Raw genomic sequence first — 23,513 nt, forward strand, 5'->3', positions numbered from 1 at the left:
CGCAGTCGATTACCCGCGAGGTAATGGTCGCGGCGATGTCGGTCGCCTACTGTCGGCGCATGGTGGCAGACAGTCCCTCGCGGTCCCGCGGTGAGCGTCCGGTCGGCGAGTTGTTGCGACAGTGGCGGAGCAACCGCCGTCGCAGTCAGCTCGATCTCGCCGTGGAGGCGGGGATCTCCAGCAGGCACGTGAGTTTCATCGAGACGGGACGCTCGCGACCGACCGCCGCGATGATCCTGAGGCTGGCAGAGCACCTCGATGTGCCACTGCGCGAACGCAATCAGCTGTTGCTCGCCGGCGGGTTCGCCCCGGCGTACGGCGAGCGCGATCTCGACACCCCGGAGCTGGCGGCGGTCTGTGACGCGCTCCGACGGGTGGTCGCCGCCCACATGCCGTTCCCCGCACTGGTGCTCGACCGTCACTTCGACGTGGTCGAGGCCAACGAGGCGGTGGCCACCGTCGTCGAGGGCTGCGCACCCGAACTGCTGACACCGCCGGTCAATGTCATCCGTCTCGGTCTGCATCCGGAGGGTATGGCCCCGCGGATCACGAACCTCGACCAGTGGCGCGCGCACCTGCTCACCCAGCTGACCCGCCGGGCCGGTCGAACCGGCGACCGCCGCCTGATCGACCTGCTCGACGAGGTCCGCCGTTATCCGCGGCCCGCCCGGCTCGGTGGTGTCGATGGGGGCGTGGCGGTCGAGTTGAGGCTGCGCCACCGGCTCGGGGATCTCGCGTTCCTGTCGATGGCGGCATCGGTGCAGACCGCACTCGACGTGACCGTCGATGAGCTCACCCTGGAGTTGTTCCACCCCGCCGACGACGCCACGCGCGCGCTGATGGAGTCGGTTCGATGACGAGGCGTCAGGCGGGCTTGCTGGAGCAGAAGATCGCGGTTCCGGGGAAGTACTGACCGCGCAGTGGGCTCCACTGGCCCCACTCACGGTCGAGGTGTTCGGGCCACTCCGGTTCCACGATGTCGTCGAGCAGCAGCCCCGCGGCCCGGATCTCGCGCACCCGGTCACCGATGGTGCGGTGGTGTTCGACGTAGGTGACCGTGCCGTCGTCGTCGACCTCCGTATACGGAGACCTGTCGAAGTAGGGGATCGCGACGGTCAGACCGGCCGGGCCGGGATCGTCGGGGAAGATCCAGCGCATCGGGTGGTTGACCGCGAACACCCATCGGCCGCCGGGACGCAGCACCCGGGCCACCTCGGCCATCACCCGCGCCGAGTCGGCGACGAACGGCACCGCGCCGAAAGCCGAGCACGCGATGTCGAATGAGGCATCGGCGAAGGGCAGGTGCTCGGCACCCGCCTGCACGAGCGGCACCGGCGACGCGTCGTCGCGGCCGGCCAGGCGCCCGCGGGCGAGCATCCCCGCGGAGACGTCGAGTCCCACCGACCGGGCGCCGTGGCTGCGCAGCCACCGCGCGCACGGCGCCGACCCGCAGCCGATCTCCAGGATGTCGCGGTCGACGACGTCGCCCAGCAGACCCACGTCGCCCTCGTGCACGCCCTCCGGGCACCAGACGAACTCGCCGGAGGCGGTGTCGACGCCGAGGAACGCTGCGTGTTCGTCGTGATAGTCGCCGGCGTCGGAGTCCCACCAGCTGCGGTTGGCGGCCTCGCTGACCGCGGAATCCGGTCGTAACCGCACGGTGGGTCGGTGCAACGGGGTCTCCTGGGGTGGTCGAACGTGGAACGGGTACGCCGATCTCGACACATTTGCCCAGGACACCGGGCCTGGCGTAACCTGGCACACGCGCGTGCCCGTGCTCGCGTGGGAAGTCATGTCCACATGGGACACCAACCCGCTCGAACCAAACCTACTAGAACACTGTCCGGAGCAACCCAACATATGCCGTCCACGACCATCACCTCGCCGCAAGTCGCCGTCAACGACATCGGCACTGCCGAGGACTTCCTCGCCGCAATCGACGCAACGATCAAGTACTTCAACGATGGCGACATCGTCGAGGGCACCATCGTCAAGGTCGACCGCGACGAGGTCCTGCTCGATATCGGTTACAAGACCGAGGGCGTCATCCCCTCGCGTGAGCTGTCCATCAAGCACGACGTCGACCCCAACGAGGTCGTCAACGTCGGCGACGCGGTGGAAGCACTGGTCCTCACCAAGGAGGACAAAGAAGGTCGGCTGATCCTCTCCAAGAAGCGCGCGCAGTACGAGCGTGCCTGGGGAACGATCGAGGAGCTCAAGGAAAAGGACGAGGCCGTCAAGGGCACCGTCATCGAGGTCGTCAAGGGCGGCCTGATCCTCGACATCGGCCTGCGTGGCTTCCTGCCCGCGTCGCTGGTCGAGATGCGCCGCGTCCGCGATCTCCAGCCGTACATCGGCAAGGAGATCGAGGCCAAGATCATCGAGCTCGACAAGAACCGCAACAACGTGGTCCTGTCGCGCCGTGCGTGGCTCGAGCAGACCCAGTCCGAGGTCCGCAGCGAGTTCCTGCACCAGCTGCAGAAGGGCCAGGTCCGCAAGGGCGTCGTGTCCTCGATCGTCAACTTCGGTGCGTTCGTCGATCTCGGCGGCGTCGACGGTCTGGTGCACGTCTCCGAACTGTCCTGGAAGCACATCGACCATCCGTCGGAGGTCGTGGCCGTCGGTGACGAGGTCACCGTCGAGGTGCTCGACGTCGATCTCGATCGCGAGCGGGTCTCGCTGTCGCTCAAGGCGACCCAGGAAGATCCGTGGCGTCAGTTCGCCCGTACGCACGCGATCGGTCAGATCGTCCCGGGCAAGGTCACCAAGCTGGTCCCCTTCGGTGCGTTCGTTCGCGTCGAAGAGGGGATCGAGGGCCTCGTGCACATCTCGGAGCTGGCCGAGCGCCACGTCGAGGTGCCGGATCAGGTCGTCGCGGTCAACGACGACGCGATGGTGAAGGTCATCGACATCGACCTCGAGCGTCGTCGTATCTCGCTGAGCCTCAAGCAGGCCAACGAGGACTACACCGAGGAGTTCGATCCGTCGAAGTACGGCATGGCCGACAGCTACGACGAGGCGGGCAACTACATCTTCCCCGAGGGCTTCGACTCCGAGACCAACGAATGGCTCGAAGGTTTCGAGAAGCAGCGGGAGGCGTGGGAGTCGCGGTACGCCGAGGCCGAGCGTCGCCACAAGATGCACACCGCACAGATCGAGAAGTTCGCTGCTGCCGCGGTCGAGGCCGCCAACGCACCGACCGACTACTCCTCGGAGTCGTCGTCGTCGAGCGAGTCCGGATCGGCGCCTGCCGCCGAGGGTGCGGCCTCCGCTCCGCGCGGTGGATCGCTGGCCAGTGACGAGCAGCTCGCCGCGCTGCGCGAGAAGCTGTCCGGCAACGCCTGATCGCTGATCGCCGAGTTCGCTGAACTCTGAGCACACGCCGCGGGCCTCTCCCATTCGGGAGGGGCCCGCGGTTTGCTGTGTGCGAGGGCCTTCGAACCAGCCGATGGTGACCACGGTCATAGTCGTGCATCGACGTGGTGAAGGCGACTGCCGCGACGCCGATGAATGAACCATTTTGCATTGCAACTGTTTTCGCGTGTATGGCAGTGTTCTGAGCGGCGCGTTCGCGTCCGCGGGTGGCGTTCGGGACGTCGGCCATCCGAGAGGGAGCGTTCGCGGTGAACATGGTGAGCCGGCTGCAGATCTGGCAGCTCGTGGCGTTGGTCGTCGTGGCCTTGGCCGCGTTGTCGGTGGTGGGAGTCCGCTACGCCCGTCTCGACACCCTGGTGGGTGTGGGTTCGTACACCGTGCACGCCGATTTCAAGGACTCGGGCGGCATCTTCACCAACGCCGAGGTCACCTACCAGGGCGTCGCGGTCGGTCGGGTGACCGCATTGTCGCTACGCCCCGACGGTGTCCGTGTCGACCTCGACCTCGACTCCGGCGGGCCGAAGGTGCCGGCCACCGCGCAGGCGGTGGTGGCCAACCGCTCGGCGATCGGTGAGCAGTTCGTCGACCTGCGCCCCTCGAGTGTGGGCGGCCCGTATCTGAAGAACGGGTCGGTCATCGCCGACACGTCGATCCCGACCCCGGTCCAGGACGTGCTGTCGAGTGCGATCGGGTTGTCGGACTCGGTGCCGATCGACGATCTGAACACCGTGGTCACCGAGCTGGGTAAAGCGTTCAACGGCAACGGGGAGAACCTGAAGGCCCTCGTCGATTCGCTGTCGAACCTGGCGAAGACGGGCAACGACAATCTGCCGGCGACGATCTCGCTGATCCGCAATGCCGACACCGTTCTGGGCACCCAGGCCGATCAGTCCGACGCCATCTTGGACTGGTCGAAGAACCTGGGGCTGATCACGACTCAGCTCGCGAGCAGCGATCCGTCGATCCGTCGGTTGTTGACCACCGGTACCGCGTCGGCGACGCAGATCTCGGCGCTGCTGTCGCGCAGTGGAGGCGACGCCACGACCGTCGTGCGCAACCTGGCCACCGACGTACGGAACATCAAGGGCACCTTCCCGCTGATCTCGCCCTCGCTGGCGAACCTCTCGGTGCTGTCGGCCGGAAGCTACTCGACCACGCCGGGCGACGGCACGATCCACTTCGGTGTGGTGTTGGAGACGAACAACTCGCCGTCGTGCACCGTCGGATACGAGAGCACCCGGGCCGAGATCGCCGCGATCAAGAAGAAGAACCCCGATTTCGATCTGAACTACGACGACTTCCCGTTCAACACCCGGGCGAAGTGCGCTGTCGCGCAGGGCAACCCGACGGTGGTGCGCGGCGCACAGAACGCGAAGTACGCCGATCCCACCACCACCCAGCCGTGGGATGGCAAGCCGAAGAAGGATCCCGACAAGCTCGACCTGAATCCGCTCGTGACGCAGCTGTCCTATCTGCTGGGCGTCTTCCCGAAGTAGGTCGTCAGGCGTCTGCCACACTTGTCGGCGTGATCAGAGTTGGCCTGTCCGGCGGAATCGGCGCCGGTAAATCGACTGTCGCACGTACCTTCGTCGAGCGCGGCGCCTACCTCATAGACGCGGACAAGATCGCGCGTGAGGTGGTCGCGCCCGGGACCGACGGGCTCGCGGAGCTCGTGGAGGCGTTCGGCGACGACATCCTTGCCGACGACGGCAGCCTGGACCGCGCCGCGCTCGCCGCCAAGGCCTTCGTCGACGAGGAACAGCGTCAGCGACTCAACGCCATCACCCATCCGCGCGTGGGTGCCCGCACCTGGGAACTGCTCGGTGCCGCCCCCGACGACGCGATCGTCGTGCAGGATGTGCCACTGCTCGTCGAAGGGGGCATGGCCCCGTTCTTCAATCTCGTGATCATCGTGCACGCCGACGAAGAGCTGCGTATCGAACGTCTCACCGGGCAACGTGGCATGGACGCCGACGACGCCCGCGCACGGATCCGATCGCAGGCGACCGTGGAGCAGCGTCGAGAGGTCGCCGACGTCTGGCTCGACAACAGCGGCACGGCTGACGATCTCGCTGCCCGTGCCGCTCGTGTGTGGGACGAACGCCTGGTGCCGTACGAGGCGAACGTGCGGGCAGCCACCCCCGCTGATCGCGACGACCAGCACACCGTGCCCGCCGACCCCGCGTGGGCCCGTCAGGGACGGCGGCTTCGCGACCGCCTCCGGGTGCTGGGTGCAGAGCACGCGGTCGCGGTCGAGCACGTCGGTCCCACCGCGGTACCGGATCGCGACGCACCGGACGTCATCGACCTCCAGATCACCGCACGGGACCTCGCCGCCAGCGATGCGCTCGCCGCCGCACTGGTCGCAGGCGGTTTCCCCGGCGTCGCCGCGGAGGAGACGACGTTCGCCTCCGCCGACCCGGGTCGACCCGCGACCGTTCGCGTCGTGATCGACGACTCATCGGGTCACGACTCGACACCGTAGCTGTACGGCCGTACCGATCCGTGGCGACAGGGTCGATCGATCGGGCAATGCGGACCGCCGTGCGAGGGGCCGGTGAGTTGGGTTGGGCCTCCCGCAGTCGACGTCGGTGGGGATCGCCTCGGGCTGCGCCACGTCGAAACCCAGTGGTCTCCGGCACGGTCGCATCAACGTCCGGGGGCCGGCGTCGCTGATGGTCGCCGTGCGCTGACCCGCCCGATCAGCGGCCGGACTCCCAGGTCAGTGGTGCCCCTGCGGACGCCAGCCAGGCCGCCACGTCGTGCCCGTGCTCGGCCGCACCCACCAACGTGCGGGTGGCGATCGCCACCGCGCGCACCGACGCGTCGGCGGTGAGCAGGCCGGCGTGGTGGGCCTCGAGGAGCTCGTCGACGTCGACGAGCTCGAGTGGTCGGCCGGGGACGTCGATCAGGTCGAGATACCAGTCCTCGGCGTGCCAGCACCCGAGCGCGTCAGGACCGGAGAACTCGCCCACGTCGAGGTAGAGGCGCTGACCGGTGCGGTGGCCCGCCACGAAATGGAAGATGCTGACCCGTAGCCCCAACCCCGGCAGCAACCACGACTCGAGGTGGTGGAACCGCGGATGGTCCGCCGTCCGCGACATGTACAGGCCGAACCCGGTCTCGGTGTAGGTCTCGACCGGTCGGATGAACCCCTTGTTGTCGGTGTTGGTCATCGCCCGCACGTCGAAGACCTCGCGTTTGGGCGGATGAGGTGGGGGTGGATCCGACGCCGCCATGGCGAGGACTCTAGTGCGGTCGGGCTTCGTCTGAGCTCTGTCGTACCCCGCGCCTACTCTGGGTACATGGCTTTTGCGGCAGAACACCCCATCGTCGCCCACTCCGAGCACCGGCCCGTGGGCGAGATCGAACGCTCGGAGTCGAAGTTCGAGGTGGTCAGCGAACACACCCCGGCGGGCGACCAGCCGACGGCGATCGCCGACCTCGAACGGCGGCTGCAGGCGGGCGAGCGCGACATCGTCCTCCTCGGCGCCACCGGTACCGGTAAATCGGCCACCACCGCGTGGCTGATCGAGAAGGTGCAGCGCCCCACCCTGGTCATGGCGCCGAACAAGACGCTGGCCGCCCAGCTCGCCAACGAACTCCGGGACATGCTGCCCAACAACGCGGTCGAGTACTTCGTCTCCTACTACGACTACTACCAACCCGAGGCGTACATCGCGCAGACCGACACCTACATCGAGAAGGACTCGTCGATCAACGACGACGTCGAGCGACTGCGGCACTCGGCCACGTCGAGCCTGCTGTCGCGCCGCGACGTGGTGGTGGTGGCGTCGGTGTCGTGCATCTACGGCCTCGGCACCCCGCAGTCCTATCTCGACCGCTCGGTGCACCTCGACGTCGGTCAGGAGGTCGATCGGGACGCGCTGCTGCGGTTGCTGGTCGACGTGCAGTACACCCGCAACGACATGAGCTTCGTCCGCGGCAGCTTCCGCGTCCGGGGGGACACGGTCGAGATCATCCCGTCCTACGAGGAGCTGGCGGTCCGCATCGAGTTCTTCGGTGACGAGGTCGAGGCGCTGTACTACCTGCACCCGCTCACCGGTGACATCATCCGTCAGGTCGACACGCTGCGGATCTTCCCGGCCACGCACTACGTCGCGGGGCCCGAGCGCATGGAACGCGCCATGACCAGCATCGAGGAGGAACTCGAGGCACGGCTGGCCGAGCTCGAGGGCAAGGGCAAGCTCCTCGAGGCCCAGCGGTTGCGGATGCGGACCTCCTACGACCTGGAGATGATGCGACAGGTCGGGTTCTGCTCGGGCATCGAGAACTACTCGCGGCACATCGACGGCCGCGGGCCGGGCACCGCCCCGGCGACGCTGATCGACTACTTCCCGGACGACTTCCTCATGGTCATCGACGAGTCCCATGTGACCGTGCCGCAGATCGGCGGCATGTACGAGGGCGACATGTCGCGCAAGCGCAACCTGGTCGACTTCGGCTTCCGACTGCCGTCCGCGGTCGACAACCGACCGCTGACCTGGGACGAGTTCGTCGACCGCGTCGGACAGACCGTTTATCTGTCGGCAACGCCGGGCCCGTACGAACTCGGTCAGTCCAACGGCGAGTTCGTGGAACAGGTCATCCGTCCGACCGGCCTCGTCGACCCGCAGGTGGTCGTCAAGCCCACCAAGGGCCAGATCGACGATCTCGTCCACGAGATCAAGCTGCGCAGCGAGCGCGACGAGCGTGTGCTGGTCACCACGCTGACCAAGAAGATGTCCGAGGACCTGACCGACTACCTGCTCGAGCTGGGAATCCGCGTCCGGTACCTGCACTCCGAGGTCGACACCCTGCGCCGCGTCGAGCTGCTGCGCCAGCTGCGGACCGGCGACTACGACGTCCTGGTCGGCATCAACCTCCTCCGCGAGGGTCTCGACCTGCCGGAGGTGTCACTGGTCGCGATCCTGGACGCGGACAAGGAGGGGTTCCTGCGGAGCACCACCAGCCTCATCCAGACGATCGGCCGCGCAGCCCGCAACGTGTCCGGCGAGGTGCACATGTACGCCGACAAGATCACCGACTCCATGCGCAATGCGATCGACGAGACCGACCGTCGCCGGGAGAAGCAGGTCGCTTACAACAAGGCCGCCGGCGTCGACCCGAAGCCGCTGCGCAAGAAGATCGCCGACATCCTCGACCAGGTCTACAAGGAGGCCGAGGAGCAGGTGGAGATCGGCGGATCCGGTCGAAACGCGAGCCGCGGGCGTCGCGCGCCGGGGGAGGGCGGCAAGACGTTCAGTGCCGGCGTCATCGAGAAACGCGATGTGTCGGCGATGCCGCGGGCCGAACTGGCCGATCTCATCGCCGCGCTGAGCGCACAGATGATGAACGCGGCGCGCGACCTCCAGTTCGAGTTGGCGGGGCGTCTGCGCGACGAGATCTCCGACCTGAAGAAGGAACTTCGCGGGATGGACGCCGCCGGCATCCGGTGACACCCGGTGTGGCGATACCCACGATCGACGGACAAGAACGCATTTGTGCAACTATTGTCCCAGTTCAGTGGCGGCTGTCCGGCTACGGTGTGACCCCGTGACACACGGTGTCGTTCATCGCAGTTGATCGTCGCCACAGCGTTGTCTGAGAAACTCGGGTGACGGCGCCGTCGTGAGATCCCACGGCGGTACGAGGTCACCGAAACATGACGACGAAGTCGTCGACACAAACGGAGGAATGGATGAGCGCGTACCAGACAGTTGTCGTCGGAACGGACGGTTCGGAGTCGTCACTCAAGGCGGTCGAACGTGCCGGCGCCATCGCTGGGGACACCGCCAAGCTGGTCATCGCCTGCGCGTTCTTCCCGCACGAGGGTCGCGACGTGAACTCGGTGTCCGACGTCCTCAAGGATGAGGCCTACCAGGTGCACGGGACGGCTCCCACCGACGAGATCCTGCGCACCGCACGGGAACGCGCCACCCGCGCCGGCGCGAACACCGCCAACGTGACGACGCGACCCATCAAGGGCGCGCCTGTCGACGCGCTGCTCCAGCTCGTCGGCGACACCAAGGCCGATCTGTTGGTCGTCGGCAACAAGGGGCTCAACTCGATCGCCGGTCGGTTGCTGGGATCGGTCCCCGCCGATGTCGCCCGCAAGTCCGCCTGCGACGTCCTGATCGTCCACACGGTCTGACCTCTCGCGGGGCACCCCGCACGACACTCTCGCCGCGTTCGGCTCTCAGCCGAGCGCGGCGAGTGCGTTCGGCAGGTCTGCCGAATGCACCACGGTCAGGCGCTGCGTCGCCCGCGTCAGGGCGACGTAGAGGTCGTTGAGTCCGCGGGGTGACTGCTCGACGATCGATGCCGGCTCCACGACCACGGTCCGATCGAACTCGAGCCCCTTGCACTGCGTCACGGTGAGCACCCGCACGCCGCCCCCGGCCCTGTCGAACTCCTCCGCTCGGGCGGCCACGGCGGCGACATCGGCGTCCGGGGCGATGATCGCGGTGACGCCGTCGTCGACCGCACCCTGCCCGTCCCCGGTTGCCGCGGACACCGCTGCCTCCGCCAACCGGTCGGCAGGGACGCGCACGGCGCGGGGCGGTACCTCCGAGTGGCGGATCGACGTGGGGGCGGATCGATCCGGATCGATCTGTGCCAATACGGCGGCCGCGACCGACATGATCTCGGCAGGGGTCCGGTAGTTGACCGTGAGGTCGTGCTGTTGCCAGCGTCGGGCGACGTACGGCTCGAGGACCGATGCCCACGACGTCGTGCCCGCGGGGTCGCCGGTCTGGGCGGTGTCGCCGATGATCGTCATCCAGCGATTGGGGATGCGGCGCATGATCATCCGCCATCCCATCGCCGAGATCTCCTGCGCCTCGTCGACGATCACATGTCCGAACGTCCAGGTGCGATCGCCCTGGGCCCGTTCGGCGGTCGTCTGACTGTGCCGCTGCGTCTGTCGAGCGGCCAGCTGTTCGGCATCGATGAGGTCGTAGGCCATCAGGATCTCGGGATCGAGCTCGTCCTCGAGGTCCTGTGGGGCCGAACCGGTCAGGATGTCGAGCGCGTCCTGCGCGTCGGCCAACTGCTTGCGCCAGCGGGCCTGTTCGGAGCGCTCGTCGTCGGCGGTGTCGTAACCGATGATCTCGGCCAACTCGTCGAGCAGCGGGACGTCGCTCTCGCTGAATCCGCCGCGCGCCCCGGCGCTGCGGTGCAGTGCGTCCCGGTCGGTGCCGCTCCAGCCACGCGTCACGGCACGGATGCGGGCGGTGTCGGAGAGGAAGTCGTGCAGCAACCGGTCCGGGGTGAGCTGGGGCCAGAAACGGGCCAGGGCCGTCAGGATGTCGGTGTCGGATTCCATCTCGTCACGGATGTCGGCGACATCGCCGGCGCTGAGCAGCTGCGATCCGTCGATCGTGCTCGACCCGATCCGTCGCGCGTGCTGCTGTGCGAGTTCGTCGAGTGCTGCGCGCAGGAACAGCGGGCGGGCCTGGTTGTGTGCGCGGCGACTGGACCGGCCGCGCCCGCGTGCCCGCCGGACCAGATCGCGACCGATCTCCAGGGGGTAGCCGTCGAAACGGACGGTGACCGTCTCCGATGGGAGCGACTGCGTCTCGCGCACGGCGTTCTTCAGGACCTCGATCATCCGCAGGTCGCCCTTGACCGCCGCCGCGGTCCGGTCGTCGACCCGGGTGGCGACGACACCCGGGTAGAGCGCGCCGACCGTGGACAACAGGACACCGGTCTCACCGAGCGAGGGGAGCACCTGTCCGATGTAGCGAAGGAAGTCGTCGTTCGGGCCGATGATCAGCACGCCGCTGCGCGAGAGGGTGTCGCGGTGCGTGTAGAGCAGATAGGCGGCACGGTGCAGGGCCACGGCGGTCTTCCCGGTACCCGGTCCGCCCTGGACAACGGTCACGCCGCGGTGTGTGGACCGGATGATGAGGTCCTGCTCGCGCTGGATGGTCTCGACGATGTCGACCATCTCGCCGGTGCGTGCAGCGTTCAACGCACCGATCAGCGCGGCCTCGTTGACGACGTCGCCCCGCGAGACCGCGTCGATGTCACCGGAGTCGAGACGCTCGTCGTTGACCGCGGTCACCCGACGGTTGCGCGTCCGGATGTGACGCCGCACCGCCACCGAATCCGGCGCGGCGGGCGTGGCGAGGTAGAACGGCCGCGACAGCGGTGCTCGCCAGTCGAGTAGCAGGGTGGAGTCGTTCTCGTCGTCGTCGAGGATGCCGATGCGCCCGATCGTGCGGGTTTCACCGTCCTCGAGATCGAGACGTCCGAAGTAGAGATTGTGTTCGGCCGCATCGTATTTCGTGAGGTCGTCGTGGTACATGCGCTCGTACGACTCACGTTCGGAGCGGGCCTGTGGGGTTCCGCCGGACTCGCGCAGCGCGGTCTGCAGGCGGTTGGTGGTCGACCGTCGCATGCGGTCGAGACGTGCGTAGATGACGTCGAGATGGGATTGCTCGGCCGAGATGGGGGAATCGGACTCATCGTCGCGACCGGTGTCGTCCCGGTCGGGCAGGGGTGCGGTCTCCCGCGTCCGGGTCATGGGTGGATCAGGAGCCTTCCGTGGGGGATACGACAGTCCGTGGCGGGCGTGCTCGACGCCCGCCACGGACCGGCGTGGGACTACTTGACGTTGCTGATCGCAGCCTGCACGGCCTGCTTGACCGCTGCCTTCTGGGCGCGCTTCTGCGCACGCTTCGAGAGCTTCTGGCCCCGGGCCTCGGCCGTCGACGCCCAGTCCGCCGCGCGGGTGCGGGCGACATCGGCGAGCTCAGGCGCGCGGTCACGGGCGGTGTCGGCGAACTCGAGGCTCCGCTCGCGGGCCTGCTCGAGGAACTCCGCGCCACGCTTCTGCGCCTCGTCGGCGAAGACGGACCCGCGCTTGGAGGCCTTGTCGGCCAGCTTGGATCCGCGATCGGCCGCGGTGTCGGCGTAGTCGGCGCCGCGCTCGCGTGCGGTCTCGGCGAGCTCGAGTCCACGCTCGCGCGCGGTGTCGGCGATCTCCGAGCCCCGCTTGGCGGCGAGATCGGCGATCTCCGACCCACGCTTGCGTGCCTTCTTGGCGGCCTTGTTGCCCTCCTTGCGGGCGACCTTGCCTGCCTTCTCGGCGCGCTTGCGAGCGACCTTCGCGGCCTTCTCGCCCAGCTCGGATCCACGCTCGGCAGCGGCCTCGGCGTACGGGGTCGCCTTGTCCTTGGCGACCTCGGCCAGCTTCGATCCGCGCTCCACGGCGGCCTCGGCGAGCGGGGTGGCCCGCTCCCGTGCGGCCTCGAGGACGACCGGTCCGCGATCCTTGGCGATCTCGGCGACCTGGCTCGCGCGCTCGGCCGCGGCCGAGCGCAGGTGCTCGAAGGTGTCGCTGTTGCTGTCGCTGCCGAACGGCAGTGCCGCACTGACGGCGTCGGAGGCGTGTTCGGCCGCCTTGCGGGACCGCCACGCCAGCGAGGGCTTGCCCTCGGTGTCGACCGCGGTGATGAGCAGACCGCCGAGCAGGCTCAGGTTCTTGAGGAACTGTGTCTGGTGGTACTGGCGTTCCTGCGGGTCGGTCTTGGTCCAGAAGTCATGCCCGGCAAGTGTTGTCGGGACGATGGAGCCGGCGAGACCCAGAGCGGCGACGCGCGGGAACTTGCCGGTGGCGAGCAGGACGCCGCCACCGAGCTGGATCGCCCCGTTGATCCGGACCAACGTGACGGTGTCGGACGGGATGGGTTCGACGACCTCGTCGGGCAGGACCTCTTGTGCCTTCTTGACGAACGGCTGCGCGGTTTCGGCAAGCTGCTCGGGGTTTCGCAAAGCATTGATGCCCGATGCGACGAACACGCTCGCGAGCATCGGGCGGGCAATTCGGCGGATCAACACTGATGGCCTCCTCGGGTCATTGACCCTGCCGTCGTCGGGGACGACGACGGTGTGTCACAGGGCCGTTCCGAGGCTACCGGCTGACCCCCGCGGGTGTGGACGGCGCGGCGTCGATCACCAACCGCGTTCGCGCCATTCGCCCAGCTGGGGGCGTTCGGTCCCGATGGTCGTGTCCAGACCGTGACCGGGATAGACGATCGTGTCGTCGTCGAAACGGTCGAAGAGCTTGGTGCTGACGTCGTCGAGCAGGGTCTCGAAGTCGCCCGGTTGCCAGGTCTTGCCGACTCCTCCGGGGAACAGGCTGTCGCCGGTGAACAGGTGCGTCCGCTCGCCGTCGGACATCGCCAGCGCGATCGACCCGGGCGTGTGGCCGACGAGATGGATGGCCGAGAACCGCAGCGAACCGATCTCGATGGTGTCGCCGTCGTCGACGAGGCGGTCGGTGGTCACCGGGATCTCCGGGGCGTCGATGCGGCCCGCTGCGGTCGGGACCCCCGTCGACTCCTTCACCGCGGCGAGGGCCTGCCAGTGATCGAAGTGCTGATGGGTGGTGAAGATCAGTCTCGGCGTCCCGGGGAGGGCGTCGACGAGGCCGAGGATGTCGTCGGCGTCGTTGGCGGCGTCGATGAGGAGTTGGTCACCCGTGCCGGTGCAGGTCACCACGTAGACGTTGTTGTCCATCGGACCCACCGACAGCTTGGCGATCGTCGCGCCCGGCACCGATCGGCGCTGCGCACCGTCGGTGTCGGACAGGTCGCCGGTGTAGGTGTCGGACACGGTGATCTCGGCTGCGCTCATGGACCCAACGCTACCGGCCGGCCGACGCCCACCCACTGCCTCGGAATCACACTGTCGGTGGGCGCACTTACGATGGAGGTAACCCGTGGTGCGCGGTCGAGTCCGTCTGCTGCCGAGTCCGTCGCAGCGACCGGGCCCGACACCACCCACCCGTCGTGACCGCCTCAGCCGGCGAGATCACCGACACCAACCGTCAACCATCGCGTCGTCACCGACGCGGAGTGAGGACAACTGTGGCAGACCGCCTGATCGTGCGAGGTGCTCGGGAACACAACCTGCGTGGAATCGACGTGGACCTGCCACGGGACAGTCTGATCGTCTTCACCGGCCTGTCCGGTTCGGGCAAGTCGAGCCTCGCCTTCGACACGATCTTCGCCGAGGGCCAGCGCCGCTACGTCGAGTCGCTGTCGGCCTACGCGCGTCAGTTCCTCGGCCAGATGGACAAGCCCGACGTCGACTTCATCGAGGGCCTCTCGCCCGCGGTGTCGATCGACCAGAAGTCCACCAACCGCAACCCGCGCTCGACCGTGGGCACGATCACCGAGGTCTACGACTACCTCCGTCTGCTCTACGCCCGCGCGGGCAAGGCGCACTGCCCCGAATGTGGGTCGGCCATCGCCAAGCAGACCCCGCAGCAGATCGTGGACCAGGTGCTCGCGATGGAGGAGGGCATCCGGTTCCAGGTCCTCGCCCCGGTCGTCCGCACCCGCAAGGGTGAGTTCGTCGACCTGTTCGCCTCTCTGCAGACCCAGGGCTTCTCGCGTGCTCGGGTCGACGGGGTGGTGCATTCGTTGGCCACGCCGCCCACCCTGAAGAAGCAGGAGAAGCACGACATCGAGGTCGTGGTCGACCGTCTCGCGGTCAAACACACCGCCAAGCAGCGCCTGACCGACTCGGTGGAGACCGCCCTGCGTCTGGCCGACGGCGTCATCGTCCTCGACTTCGTCGACCTCGAGGAGAACGACCCCGAACGGGAGCGTCGTTTCTCCGAGCGGATGGCGTGCCCGAACGGGCACCCGATCGCCATCGACGACCTCGAGCCGCGCTCGTTCTCCTTCAACTCGCCCTACGGCGCCTGCCCCGACTGTGACGGTCTCGGCATCCGCAAGGAGGTCGACGAGGACCTCGTGGTGCCCGACCCCGACCTGTCGCTGGCCGACGGCGCCATCGCGCCGTGGTCGACCGGGCACAACGCCGACTACTTCCTGCGTCTGCTCTCCGGTCTGGCCGACCAGATGGGGTTCTCCGTCGACACCCCGTGGAACCGGCTGCCGGTCAAGATCCGTCGCGCCATCCTCAACGGCAGCGACCACCAGGTCCACGTGAAGTTCCGCAACCGCTACGGCCGCACCCGCTCGTACTACACCGAGTTCGAGGGCGTGATGTCGTTCCTGCACCGGCGCATGGAGCAGACCGACTCCGAGCAGATGAAGGACCGCTACGAGGGCTACATGCGCGACATCCCGTGCCCCGTCTGCTCCGGTGCGCGGCTGCGACCGGAGATCCTCGCGGTCACACTCGACCACCCGCGGTTCGGTGAGAAGTCGATCGCCGAGGTCTGCGCGCTGTCGGTGGCCGAGTGCGCCGACTACCTGTCCGACCTGACGCTCGGGGCCCGCGAGGCGGCCATCGCCGGCCGCGTGTTGAAGGAGGTCCAGGCGCGGATCACCTTCCTGCTCGACGTCGGCCTGGAGTACCTGTCGCTGTCCCGTGCGGCCGGTTCGCTGTCCGGCGGGGAGGCGCAGCGCATCCGGTTGGCCACCCAGATCGGGTCGGGACTGGCCGGGGTCCTCTACGTCCTCGACGAGCCGTCCATCGGGCTGCACCAACGCGACAACCGCCGTCTGATCGACACGCTGACGCGGTTGCGGAACCTGGGCAACACCCTGATCGTCGTCGAGCACGACGAGGACACCATCCGCTCCGCCGACTGGATCGTCGACATCGGTCCGCGTGCGGGTGAGCACGGCGGCAAGGTCGTGCACAGCGGCAGCTACGAGGGTCTGCTGGCCAACGAGGAGTCGCTGACCGGCGCATACCTGTCCGGTCGGGAGAGCCTGCCGATCCCGGAGATCCGCCGACCGATCGACCGCAAACGCCAGCTCACCGTCGTCGGCGCTCGTGAACACAACCTGCAGGGCATCGACGTGTCGTTCCCGCTCGGTGTTCTCACCGCGGTCACCGGGGTGTCCGGATCGGGTAAGTCGACGCTGGTCAACGACATCCTCGCGACCACGATGGCGAACAAGCTCAACGGTGCGCGACAGGTACCCGGGCGACACACCCGCATCACCGGCCTCGACCACCTCGACAAGCTGGTGCAGGTCGACCAGTCGCCGATCGGTCGCACCCCGCGGTCGAACCCGGCCACCTACACCGGTGTCTTCGACAAGATCCGCACGCTGTTCGCGGCCACCACCGAGGCCAAGGTCCGCGGCTACCAGCCCGGTCGCTTCAGCTTCAACGTGAAGGGCGGTCGCTGCGAGGCGTGCACCGGTGAGGGCACGATCAAGATCGAGATGAACTTCCTGCCGGACGTCTACGTCCCGTGCGAGGTCTGTCACGGCGCCCGCTACAACCGCGAGACCCTCGAGGTGCACTACAAGGGCAAGACCATCTCCGAGGTGCTCGACATGCCGATCGACGAGGCGGCCGACTTCTTCGAGCCGGTCACCTCGATCCACCGCTACCTCAAGACGCTCGTCGAGGTCGGACTCGGCTACGTCCGTCTCGGTCAGCCGGCGCCGACGCTGTCCGGCGGTGAGGCGCAGCGCGTGAAGCTGTCCGCCGAGCTGCAGAAGCGGTCGACCGGGCGCACCGTGTACGTGCTCGACGAGCCGACCACGGGCCTGCACTTCGAGGACATCCGCAAGCTGCTGCTCGTCATCAACGGCCTGGTGGACAAGGGCAACTCGGTCATCGTGATCGAACACAACCTCGACGTCATCAAGACCGCCGACTGGGTCATCGACATGGGCCCCGAGGGCGGTTCCGGCGGCGGCCGGGTCGTGGCCGAGGGAACGCCGGAGGACATCGCGGCGGTCGCCGAGAGCCACACCGGCGGCTTTCTCAAGGAGATCGTCAGCCCGACGACCGCGCGGGCATCGCGCAAGACCGGCGCGCGCAAGGCGGCGGCCAAGAAGGCGCCGGCCAAGAAGGCAGCGGTCACCACGGCGACGGGGAGCCGCAACGGGTCTACGGCGAAGGCCAGGACCCCGGTCGGCTGAGACGCGTCAGTGCACCGGTCCGGTGAGCTTCTCGCCGGGGCCGGTACCGGGCGCGTCGGGGATGCTGCTGGCCTCACGGAAGGCGAGCTGCAGGCTCTTGAGTCCGTCGCGGATCGGCGCGGCGTGCAGACCGAGGTCGGGAAGTGACGCGGTCACCAGCCCGGCCAGCGCGGTGATCAGACGGCGCGCCTCGTCGAGATCGACGGCCGCCCCGTCCTCGGCGAGGCCCAGTTTCTCGGCGGCCGAGCTCATGATCATCACGATGGACTTCGTGATGACCTCGACGGCGGGGACATCGGCGAGATCGCGAACCGGTAGGTCCGCGTCGACGCCCGGATCTGCCGAATGTGGATTTTCCGTCATGACTGTTAGACTTCCATGTCAGACCGCCTCGGTGAGAGCTGGGGTTTGCAAGTGGAGTTCCGCTCCCACCGCTCGACACCCGGCCACGCCGGGAAGTTGCGCGGTCCGGTCGCTCGATCGAGGTTCCTCTGCCGAGGAATACCGGTCGGGTGCCTCCCGTTGGAGGTGGCATGCACGCAGGTGATCGCACCTGTCGCGTGTCGACCGGTCAGTAGCGGGCCCCGTCGATGATTCCCATCGCGAGGGCCCTTTCTGCTGACCAGGGTGTTTCTCCTCGTGCATCGGTCATCGTCGGTCCCTCACCGGATCGGACGAGGCGCGAACCGTGGCGTGAGCCGCGGCACCCATTGGTATTAACGAGGAGGCCCCATCAGCACAGAGACCCGCATCAACGAGCGCATCCGCGTCCCCGAGGTCCGACTCGTCGGTCCGAATTCGGAGCAGGTGGGCATCGTGCGTGTTGAAGACGCTTTGCGATTGGCCATCGAGGCCGATCTTGACCTGGTGGAAGTGGCGCCCAACGCCCGTCCGCCGGTGTGCAAGATCATGGATTACGGCAAGTTCAAGTACGAGGCGGCCCAGAAGCTGCGCGAATCTCGTCGTAATCAGCAGATGACGGTCATCAAGGAGCAGAAGCTCCGACCGAAGATCGACGACCACGACTACGAGACCAAGAAGGGCCACGTGATCCGCTTCCTGGAAGCCGGATCCAAGGTCAAGGTGACCATCATGTTCCGCGGACGCGAGCAGTCGCGACCCGAACTCGGTTACCGCCTGCTGCAGCGCCTCGGCGCAGACGTGGGTGAATACGGTTTCGTCGAGACATCGGCCAAGCAGGACGGCCGCAACATGACGATGGTCCTGGCCCCGCACAAGGGAGCCAAGACCCGGGCGAAGGTGGCCGAGGCACGGCAGCCGGGACCGCCGGCACCCGCCGCGGACTCCGCGCCGGCCGAGTAGTCACCGGTCGTCGATGGCCCGGGAAACCCGGGTCGTCACCAGAACATGCGCGTGCATGCCTGTGGGCATGGGCGCGGCAGCATCGAGCACGGAGGAAGCACTAATGCCGAAGGCAAAGACGCACAAGGGAACCGCGAAGCGATTCAAGGTGACCGGCAGCGGCAAGATCGTCCGTCAGAAGGCGAACCGTCGCCACCTGATGGAGCACAAGCCCACCAAGCGGACCCGTCGTCTCGACGGAACCGCCGTGGTCGCCGACGTCGATGCCCCGCGCATCAAGCGGCTCCTGAACATCTGAGCCAGCGCTCACCCGATCGTTCCACCTGATCGCGCATTCGTTTCACCTGATTGCGCAGCGCGGTCTCGACACAGTTAGAGGTAATCCACGTGGCACGCGTGAAACGGGCAGTGAACGCCCAGAAGAAGCGTCGTTCGGTCCTGGAGGCATCCAAGGGCTACCGCGGGCAGCGCTCGCGGCTCTATCGCAAGGCCAAGGAGCAGCAGCTCCACTCGCTGAACTACGCGTACCGCGATCGCCGCGCTCGCAAGGGTGAGTTCCGCAAGCTCTGGATCTCCCGGATCAACGCCGCGGCCCGGGCGAACGACATCACGTACAACCGCTTCATCCAGGGGCTGAAGATCGCCGAGCTCGAGGTGGATCGCAAGATCCTCGCCGAGATCGCCGTGAGCGACCCCGAGGCCTTCGCCGGCCTGGTCGCGATCGCGAAGAAGTCGTTGCCCGACGACGTCAACGCACCCGCGGTCTGATCGACGATCCGTCGATCACCGACGCATCTCGAATCCCGACGACACGACCCGCAGTGGACACCGCCCTCACCGAGCGCTCCACGCGGGTCGTCTCGTTTGCCAAGCTGCACCGTTCGAGTGAGCGGCGGGCCCGTGGCGAGTTCCTGATCGAGGGCGCCAACGCGGTCCGGTCGGCGCTCGACACCGGCGTGGCGCGGACGGTCCTCGTCCGCGACGACGAGGAGTACCGGCACGCGCCGCTGCTCGACCTCGCGCGCACCGCCGGCGTCGACGTCCTGGTCGTCACCACGCGTGCGGCGGCCAAACTCGCGGACACGTCCACCAGCCCTGGCGTGTTCGCGGTCTGTGACCTGCTCGAGGCGTCGGTGCGCGACATCGTCGGTGCAGCCGGGCCGGCCGCCACCGTCGCGGTCGGAGTCGACATCTCCGACCCCGGCAACGCCGGCACCCTGATCCGTACCGCCGACGCGATGGGCTGTGCCGGTGTCGTCCTCGTCGGCACGTCCACGGTGGACCCGCACAACGGCAAGGCCGTCCGGGCGAGCGCGGGCAGCGTGTTCCACATCCCGGTCGCGCGCGAACGGGATCCGAAAGCGGTCCTCGACGCGCTCCGGGCCGCGGGATTCACCGTGCTGGCGACCGCCGCCGACGGCGAGATGTCGCTCGACACGGCCGACGCGGTGTTGTCCGGTCGGGCGGCCTGGTTGTTCGGCAACGAGGCGCACGGGTTGTCCCCGGACCTGCTCGCAGCCGCCGACCACCGGGTGTCGATACCGATCCACGGTCGCGCCGAGAGCCTGAACATCGCCGCCGCGGCCGCCGTCTGCCTGTATTCGAGCGCTCGCGCCACCCACCGCTGAACGGGCGGCGACGTGCGCGTGACCTGCGGCGTTGCCCGATGGCCGGCGCGTCAAAGGCCTGGACGCATCCGATACGCTCGTCTGCAGCAGACGAGTGTCAGATCAACTCGATCACCATCGAGAAGAAGAGGAGTTGGGTTCTCGTGAGCAGCGATACGTCAGAGGCCACCGAGCACGCACTGGACGCCGCGGCCGATGCGGCCGTCGCTGCGTTCGCCGCCGCGGGCGATCTGGCGCAGCTCGCGCAGGCGAAGACCGACCACCTCGGCGACCGATCCGCGATCGCCCTCGCGCGGCGCGCGCTCGGAGAACTGCCGAAGAACGAGCGAGCCGAAGCGGGCAAGCGGGTCAACGTGGTGCGTACCCGCGCCCAGCAGGCCTACGACGACCGTGTCGTCGTGCTCACCGCCGAACGCGACGCCGCCGTCCTCGCCGAGGAGGCGATCGACGTGACGCTGCCGAGTGCGCGGCGGCCGGTCGGCGCGCGGCACCCGATCACGGTCATCGGCGAGCAGGTGGCCGACGTCTTCATCGCGATGGGGTGGGAGATCGCCGAGGGGCCCGAGGTCGAGACCGAGCAGTTCAACTTCGACGCGCTCAACTTCCTCCCGGACCATCCCGCCCGGTCGATGCAGGACACTTTCTACATCGCCCCGGAGGGATCCCGTCAGGTGTTGCGCACGCACACCTCGCCCGTCCAGGTGCGGTCGATGCTGACGCGCGAACTGCCGATCTATGTGGCGTGCCCGGGTCGGACGTTCCGCACCGACGAACTGGACTCCACCCACACCCCGGTGTTCCACCAGGTGGAGGGCCTCGCCGTGGACAAGGGGCTGACGATGGCCAACCTGCGCGGCACCCTCGAGATCCTGGCCAAGGCCATCTTCGGGCCCGACACCACCACCCGTATGCGCCCGAACTTCTTCCCGTTCACCGAGCCGTCCGCCGAGGTCGACGTGTGGTTCCCCGCGAAGAAGGGCGGCGCCGGATGGGTCGAATGGGGTGGCTGCGGCATGGTGAATCCGAATGTGTTGCGAGCGGCCGGGATCGACCCGGAGGTCTATTCGGGGTATGCCTTCGGCATGGGCCTGGAGCGCACCCTGCAGTTCCGCAACGATCTGCCCGACATGCGCGACATGGTCGAGGGCGACGTCCGGTTCACCCTGCCCTTCGGCCCGGCCATCTGACCTCGGCCCCGGCCGTCTCCCGACTCCTATCTCGAAAGTAGTTGAGCCACAGTGCGCGTTCCCCAGTCCTGGTTGACCGAATCCCTGCAGCGCGGGGCCGCCGATTTCGCGGCGTCGACCGCCGAGATCGACGCCGGCTTCGTGCGGGTCGGGTTCGAGATCGAGGACGTCGAGGATTTCCCGACCATCACCGGCCCGCTGGTCGTCGGGCGGGTCGTCGAGATCACCGAGCTCACCGAGTTCAAGAAACCGATCCGGTTCTGTCAGGTCGACGTCGGGGAGGACACCCCGCGGGGCATCGTCTGTGGCGCTCGCAACTTCGCCGACGGCGATCTGATCGTCGCCGCTCTGCCCGGCAGCGTCCTGCCCGGGGACTTCGCCATCGCGGCCCGAAAGACCTACGGCCACACCTCCGACGGCATGATCTGCTCGGTGTCCGAGCTCGGCATCGGCACCGACCACTCCGGGATCCTGGTGTTGGCCCCGGGAACCGCAGAGCCCGGCACCGATGCGCTCGAGGCGCTTGGGCTGACCGACACCGCGATCGACGTGAACGTCACACCCGACCGCGGGTACGCCTTCTCCGTGCGCGGGTTGGCCCGTGAGCTCGCGGCCAGCTTCGAGCTGCCGTATGCCGATCCCGCGGGCCCGGATGCGCAGGCTGCCATGACCCGCCGGCCGTCGGACGACGCGTGGCCGGTGCGCATCGATCCCGCGTCCGGCGCCACGCGCTACTGCGCCCAGGTGATCCGTGGTGTCGACCCGACGGCGGTGTCACCGTGGTGGATTCAGAAGCGACTGCTGGTCGCCGGCGTCCGACCGATCTCGGCGGCCGTCGACGTGACCAACTACGTGATGCTCGAACTCGGCCAACCGCTGCACGCGTTCGATGCCGCGCACGTGACCGGCATGATCGTGGTCCGGCGTGCGACCACGGGGGAGAAGCTGACCACCCTCGACGGGGTCGAGCGTGCCCTCGATCCGGACGATGTCGTCATCGCCGACGATCGTGGACCGATCGCGCTGGCCGGCGTCATGGGCGGTGCCGAGAGCGAGATCTCCTCGGCGACCGTCGATGTCATCCTGGAGGCGGCGAATTTCGACCCGGTGGCGGCGTTCCGGACCGGTCGGCGCCACCGCCTGTCCAGCGAGGCGGGCAAACGCTTCGAGCGCACGGTCGACCCGGAGATCACCGCGCTCGCGCTGTCGCGCGCCGCCGACCTGATCACCGAGATCGCCGGGGGAGTGGCCGATCCCGGCTACACCGACACCGCGTTGCCGGTCGCGTCGGTGACCGTGTCCATCGCGCCCGACCTCCCCGACCGCGTCGCGGGGGTCACGTACGCATCCGGGACGACCGTGCGGCGTCTCGAGCAGGTCGGCGCCACGGTGAGCGAGGGGCCCGACGGCGTCCTGGAGGTCGTCCCGCCGTCGTGGCGATCGGATCTGCGTCAGTCGGCCGACCTGGTCGAAGAGGTGCTGCGACTGGAGGGGCTGGAGAACATCCCGGCCATCCCGCCGAGCGCCCCGGCGGGCACCGGACTCACGCGAGAGCAGATCCGCCGCCGCAGTGTCGGGCGCGCCCTGGCGATGTCAGGGTTCGTCGAGGTGTTGCCGTTCCCGTTCATGCCCGCCGACGTGCTCGACCTGTGGGACATCCCCGCCGACGACCCACGTCGCGCGACGGTGCGGGTGCTCAACCCGCTGGAGTCCTCGCGCGCCGAACTCAACACCACGCTGCTTCCCGGGCTCGTCGAGATGACGGTCCGCAACATCACACGCGGACAGCGCGACGTGGCGCTGTACACGATCGGACAGGTCGTCATCGCCGACGACACCGTCCACCCGGTTGCCACTGTCGACGTCACGCGCCGACCGTCCCCCGACGAGATCGCCGAACTGATGGGATCGCTTCCGCGCCAACCGTTGCGCGCCGCGGTGGTGCTCGCCGGTGCCCGTGAGCCCGCCGGTCCCTGGGGTGCCGGCCGACCGGTCGATGCGTCCGACGCCTTCGACGCCGCCCGGGTGATCGGTCGCGCCTCGGGGGTCGAGGTGAGCATGGTCGCCGCCGAACACGTGCCGTGGCATCCGGGTCGTTGTGCGCGAGTCGTCGCCGACGACGGTGCGGG

The 23,513-nt window shown here is 68.1% G+C and carries 19 protein-coding genes; 13 read left to right on the forward strand and 6 right to left on the reverse strand.

Translation table 11 applies throughout. The annotated features are described in order from the left end of the window. Positions 1 to 59 precede the first annotated feature (59 nt). Positions 60 to 857 carry a helix-turn-helix transcriptional regulator gene (locus JHC79_RS08250; RefSeq protein WP_296389677.1) on the forward strand — a complete coding sequence of 266 codons (798 nt, stop codon included), beginning with the start codon at positions 60 to 62 and terminating at the stop codon, positions 855 to 857. Between the two features lie 7 nt (positions 858 to 864). Here the strand turns inward: JHC79_RS08250 and JHC79_RS08255 are convergent, their stop codons facing one another. Continuing rightward, positions 865 to 1,674 (reverse strand): class I SAM-dependent methyltransferase, encoded by an 810-nt coding sequence (locus tag JHC79_RS08255; protein ID WP_296389678.1) that lies wholly within the window; start codon positions 1,672 to 1,674, stop codon positions 865 to 867. Positions 1,675 to 1,860: 186 nt separating this feature from the next. On the opposite strand from JHC79_RS08255, the gene rpsA reads away from it, so the two are divergent. The 3 genes from rpsA to coaE all read left to right on the forward strand — a co-directional run bounded on the left by rpsA (position 1,861) and on the right by coaE (position 5,860). Then, positions 1,861 to 3,345, forward strand: coding sequence for a 30S ribosomal protein S1 (gene rpsA, locus JHC79_RS08260; RefSeq protein WP_296389679.1), 1,485 nt, complete (start codon positions 1,861 to 1,863; stop codon positions 3,343 to 3,345). A 284-nt stretch (positions 3,346 to 3,629) separates the two neighbouring features. Then, complete coding sequence (locus JHC79_RS08265) at positions 3,630 to 4,871, forward strand: MCE family protein (protein WP_296389694.1); 1,242 nt, start codon at positions 3,630 to 3,632, stop codon at positions 4,869 to 4,871. A 29-nt stretch (positions 4,872 to 4,900) separates the two neighbouring features. Further along, positions 4,901 to 5,860 carry a dephospho-CoA kinase gene (gene coaE / locus JHC79_RS08270; protein WP_296389680.1) on the forward strand — a complete coding sequence of 320 codons (960 nt, stop codon included), beginning with the start codon at positions 4,901 to 4,903 and terminating at the stop codon, positions 5,858 to 5,860. Positions 5,861 to 6,077: 217 nt separating this feature from the next. Here coaE and JHC79_RS08275 read toward each other — a convergent pair whose 3' ends face one another. Next, the gene (locus JHC79_RS08275; protein ID WP_296389681.1) at positions 6,078 to 6,614 is read right to left on the reverse strand and encodes a DUF402 domain-containing protein; all 537 of its coding nucleotides are present in this window, start codon (positions 6,612 to 6,614) and stop codon (positions 6,078 to 6,080) included. 66 nt (positions 6,615 to 6,680) lie between these two features. Here JHC79_RS08275 and uvrB point away from each other — a divergent pair, with 66 nt between their 5' ends. After that, a complete protein-coding gene (gene uvrB, locus JHC79_RS08280; RefSeq protein WP_296389682.1) occupies positions 6,681 to 8,834 on the forward strand; it encodes an excinuclease ABC subunit UvrB in 2,154 nt (717 codons plus the stop codon). Positions 8,835 to 9,076: 242 nt separating this feature from the next. After that, on the forward strand, positions 9,077 to 9,529 hold the full coding sequence (locus JHC79_RS08285; RefSeq protein WP_296389683.1) for a universal stress protein: 453 nt from the start codon (positions 9,077 to 9,079) through the stop codon (positions 9,527 to 9,529). A gap of 45 nt (positions 9,530 to 9,574) precedes the next feature. On the opposite strand, the gene JHC79_RS08290 is transcribed toward JHC79_RS08285, so the two are convergent. The 3 genes from JHC79_RS08290 to JHC79_RS08300 form a co-directional block, all read right to left on the reverse strand. Beyond that, on the reverse strand, positions 9,575 to 11,779 hold the full coding sequence (locus JHC79_RS08290) for an ATP-binding domain-containing protein (RefSeq protein WP_296389695.1): 2,205 nt from the start codon (positions 11,777 to 11,779) through the stop codon (positions 9,575 to 9,577). Between the two features lie 206 nt (positions 11,780 to 11,985). Further along, positions 11,986 to 13,221 (reverse strand): DoxX family membrane protein, encoded by a 1,236-nt coding sequence (locus JHC79_RS08295; protein WP_296389684.1) that lies wholly within the window; start codon positions 13,219 to 13,221, stop codon positions 11,986 to 11,988. 114 nt (positions 13,222 to 13,335) lie between these two features. Further along, positions 13,336 to 14,019: an MBL fold metallo-hydrolase gene (locus JHC79_RS08300; RefSeq protein WP_296389685.1), complete on the reverse strand. Its 684-nt coding sequence runs from the start codon at positions 14,017 to 14,019 to the stop codon at positions 13,336 to 13,338. A gap of 233 nt (positions 14,020 to 14,252) precedes the next feature. Between JHC79_RS08300 and uvrA the strand changes: the two genes are divergently transcribed. Next, positions 14,253 to 17,246 carry an excinuclease ABC subunit UvrA gene (gene uvrA, locus JHC79_RS08305; RefSeq protein ID WP_296389686.1) on the forward strand — a complete coding sequence of 998 codons (2,994 nt, stop codon included), beginning with the start codon at positions 14,253 to 14,255 and terminating at the stop codon, positions 17,244 to 17,246. Between the two features lie 6 nt (positions 17,247 to 17,252). Here the strand turns inward: uvrA and JHC79_RS08310 are convergent, their stop codons facing one another. After that, positions 17,253 to 17,609 (reverse strand): DUF1844 domain-containing protein, encoded by a 357-nt coding sequence (locus JHC79_RS08310; RefSeq protein WP_296389687.1) that lies wholly within the window; start codon positions 17,607 to 17,609, stop codon positions 17,253 to 17,255. A 369-nt stretch (positions 17,610 to 17,978) separates the two neighbouring features. Here JHC79_RS08310 and infC point away from each other — a divergent pair, with 369 nt between their 5' ends. The 6 genes from infC to pheT form a co-directional block, all read left to right on the forward strand. After that, positions 17,979 to 18,569, forward strand: a complete 591-nt coding sequence (gene infC / locus JHC79_RS08315; protein ID WP_296389696.1) for a translation initiation factor IF-3 — start codon at positions 17,979 to 17,981, stop codon at positions 18,567 to 18,569. 103 nt (positions 18,570 to 18,672) lie between these two features. After that, a complete protein-coding gene (gene rpmI / locus JHC79_RS08320) occupies positions 18,673 to 18,867 on the forward strand; it encodes a 50S ribosomal protein L35 (protein WP_188490240.1) in 195 nt (64 codons plus the stop codon). Positions 18,868 to 18,956: 89 nt separating this feature from the next. Continuing rightward, a complete protein-coding gene (rplT, locus tag JHC79_RS08325) occupies positions 18,957 to 19,337 on the forward strand; it encodes a 50S ribosomal protein L20 (RefSeq protein WP_296389688.1) in 381 nt (126 codons plus the stop codon). A 53-nt stretch (positions 19,338 to 19,390) separates the two neighbouring features. Continuing rightward, positions 19,391 to 20,197, forward strand: coding sequence for an RNA methyltransferase (locus tag JHC79_RS08330; protein WP_296389689.1), 807 nt, complete (start codon positions 19,391 to 19,393; stop codon positions 20,195 to 20,197). 143 nt (positions 20,198 to 20,340) lie between these two features. Further along, complete coding sequence (gene pheS, locus JHC79_RS08335) at positions 20,341 to 21,384, forward strand: phenylalanine--tRNA ligase subunit alpha (protein ID WP_296389690.1); 1,044 nt, start codon at positions 20,341 to 20,343, stop codon at positions 21,382 to 21,384. 51 nt (positions 21,385 to 21,435) lie between these two features. Further along, a partial coding sequence (gene pheT, locus JHC79_RS08340) for a phenylalanine--tRNA ligase subunit beta (protein WP_296389691.1) occupies positions 21,436 to 23,513 on the forward strand: 2,078 nt, incomplete at its 3' end.

The sequence above is a fragment of the Williamsia sp. genome, from assembly GCF_016462415.1.
Taxonomy (GTDB): Bacteria; Actinomycetota; Actinomycetes; order Mycobacteriales; family Mycobacteriaceae; genus Williamsia_A.

Excerpts from the sequence above, each read along its gene's own strand:
- JHC79_RS08300 (WP_296389685.1), bottom strand. The coding sequence starts at position 14,019 with ATGAGCGCAGCCGAGATCACCGTGTCCGACACCTACACCGGCGACCTG.
- uvrB (WP_296389682.1), top strand. The coding sequence starts at position 6,681 with ATGGCTTTTGCGGCAGAACACCCCATCGTCGCCCACTCCGAGCACCGG.
- JHC79_RS08265 (WP_296389694.1), top strand. The coding sequence starts at position 3,630 with ATGGTGAGCCGGCTGCAGATCTGGCAGCTCGTGGCGTTGGTCGTCGTG.
- JHC79_RS08290 (WP_296389695.1), bottom strand. The coding sequence starts at position 11,779 with ATGCGACGGTCGACCACCAACCGCCTGCAGACCGCGCTGCGCGAGTCC.
- JHC79_RS08250 (WP_296389677.1), top strand. The coding sequence starts at position 60 with ATGGTGGCAGACAGTCCCTCGCGGTCCCGCGGTGAGCGTCCGGTCGGC.
- JHC79_RS08275 (WP_296389681.1), bottom strand. The coding sequence starts at position 6,614 with ATGGCGGCGTCGGATCCACCCCCACCTCATCCGCCCAAACGCGAGGTC.
- JHC79_RS08310 (WP_296389687.1), bottom strand. The coding sequence starts at position 17,609 with ATGACGGAAAATCCACATTCGGCAGATCCGGGCGTCGACGCGGACCTA.
- rpsA (WP_296389679.1), top strand. The coding sequence starts at position 1,861 with ATGCCGTCCACGACCATCACCTCGCCGCAAGTCGCCGTCAACGACATC.
- JHC79_RS08285 (WP_296389683.1), top strand. The coding sequence starts at position 9,077 with ATGAGCGCGTACCAGACAGTTGTCGTCGGAACGGACGGTTCGGAGTCG.
- rpmI (WP_188490240.1), top strand. The coding sequence starts at position 18,673 with ATGCCGAAGGCAAAGACGCACAAGGGAACCGCGAAGCGATTCAAGGTG.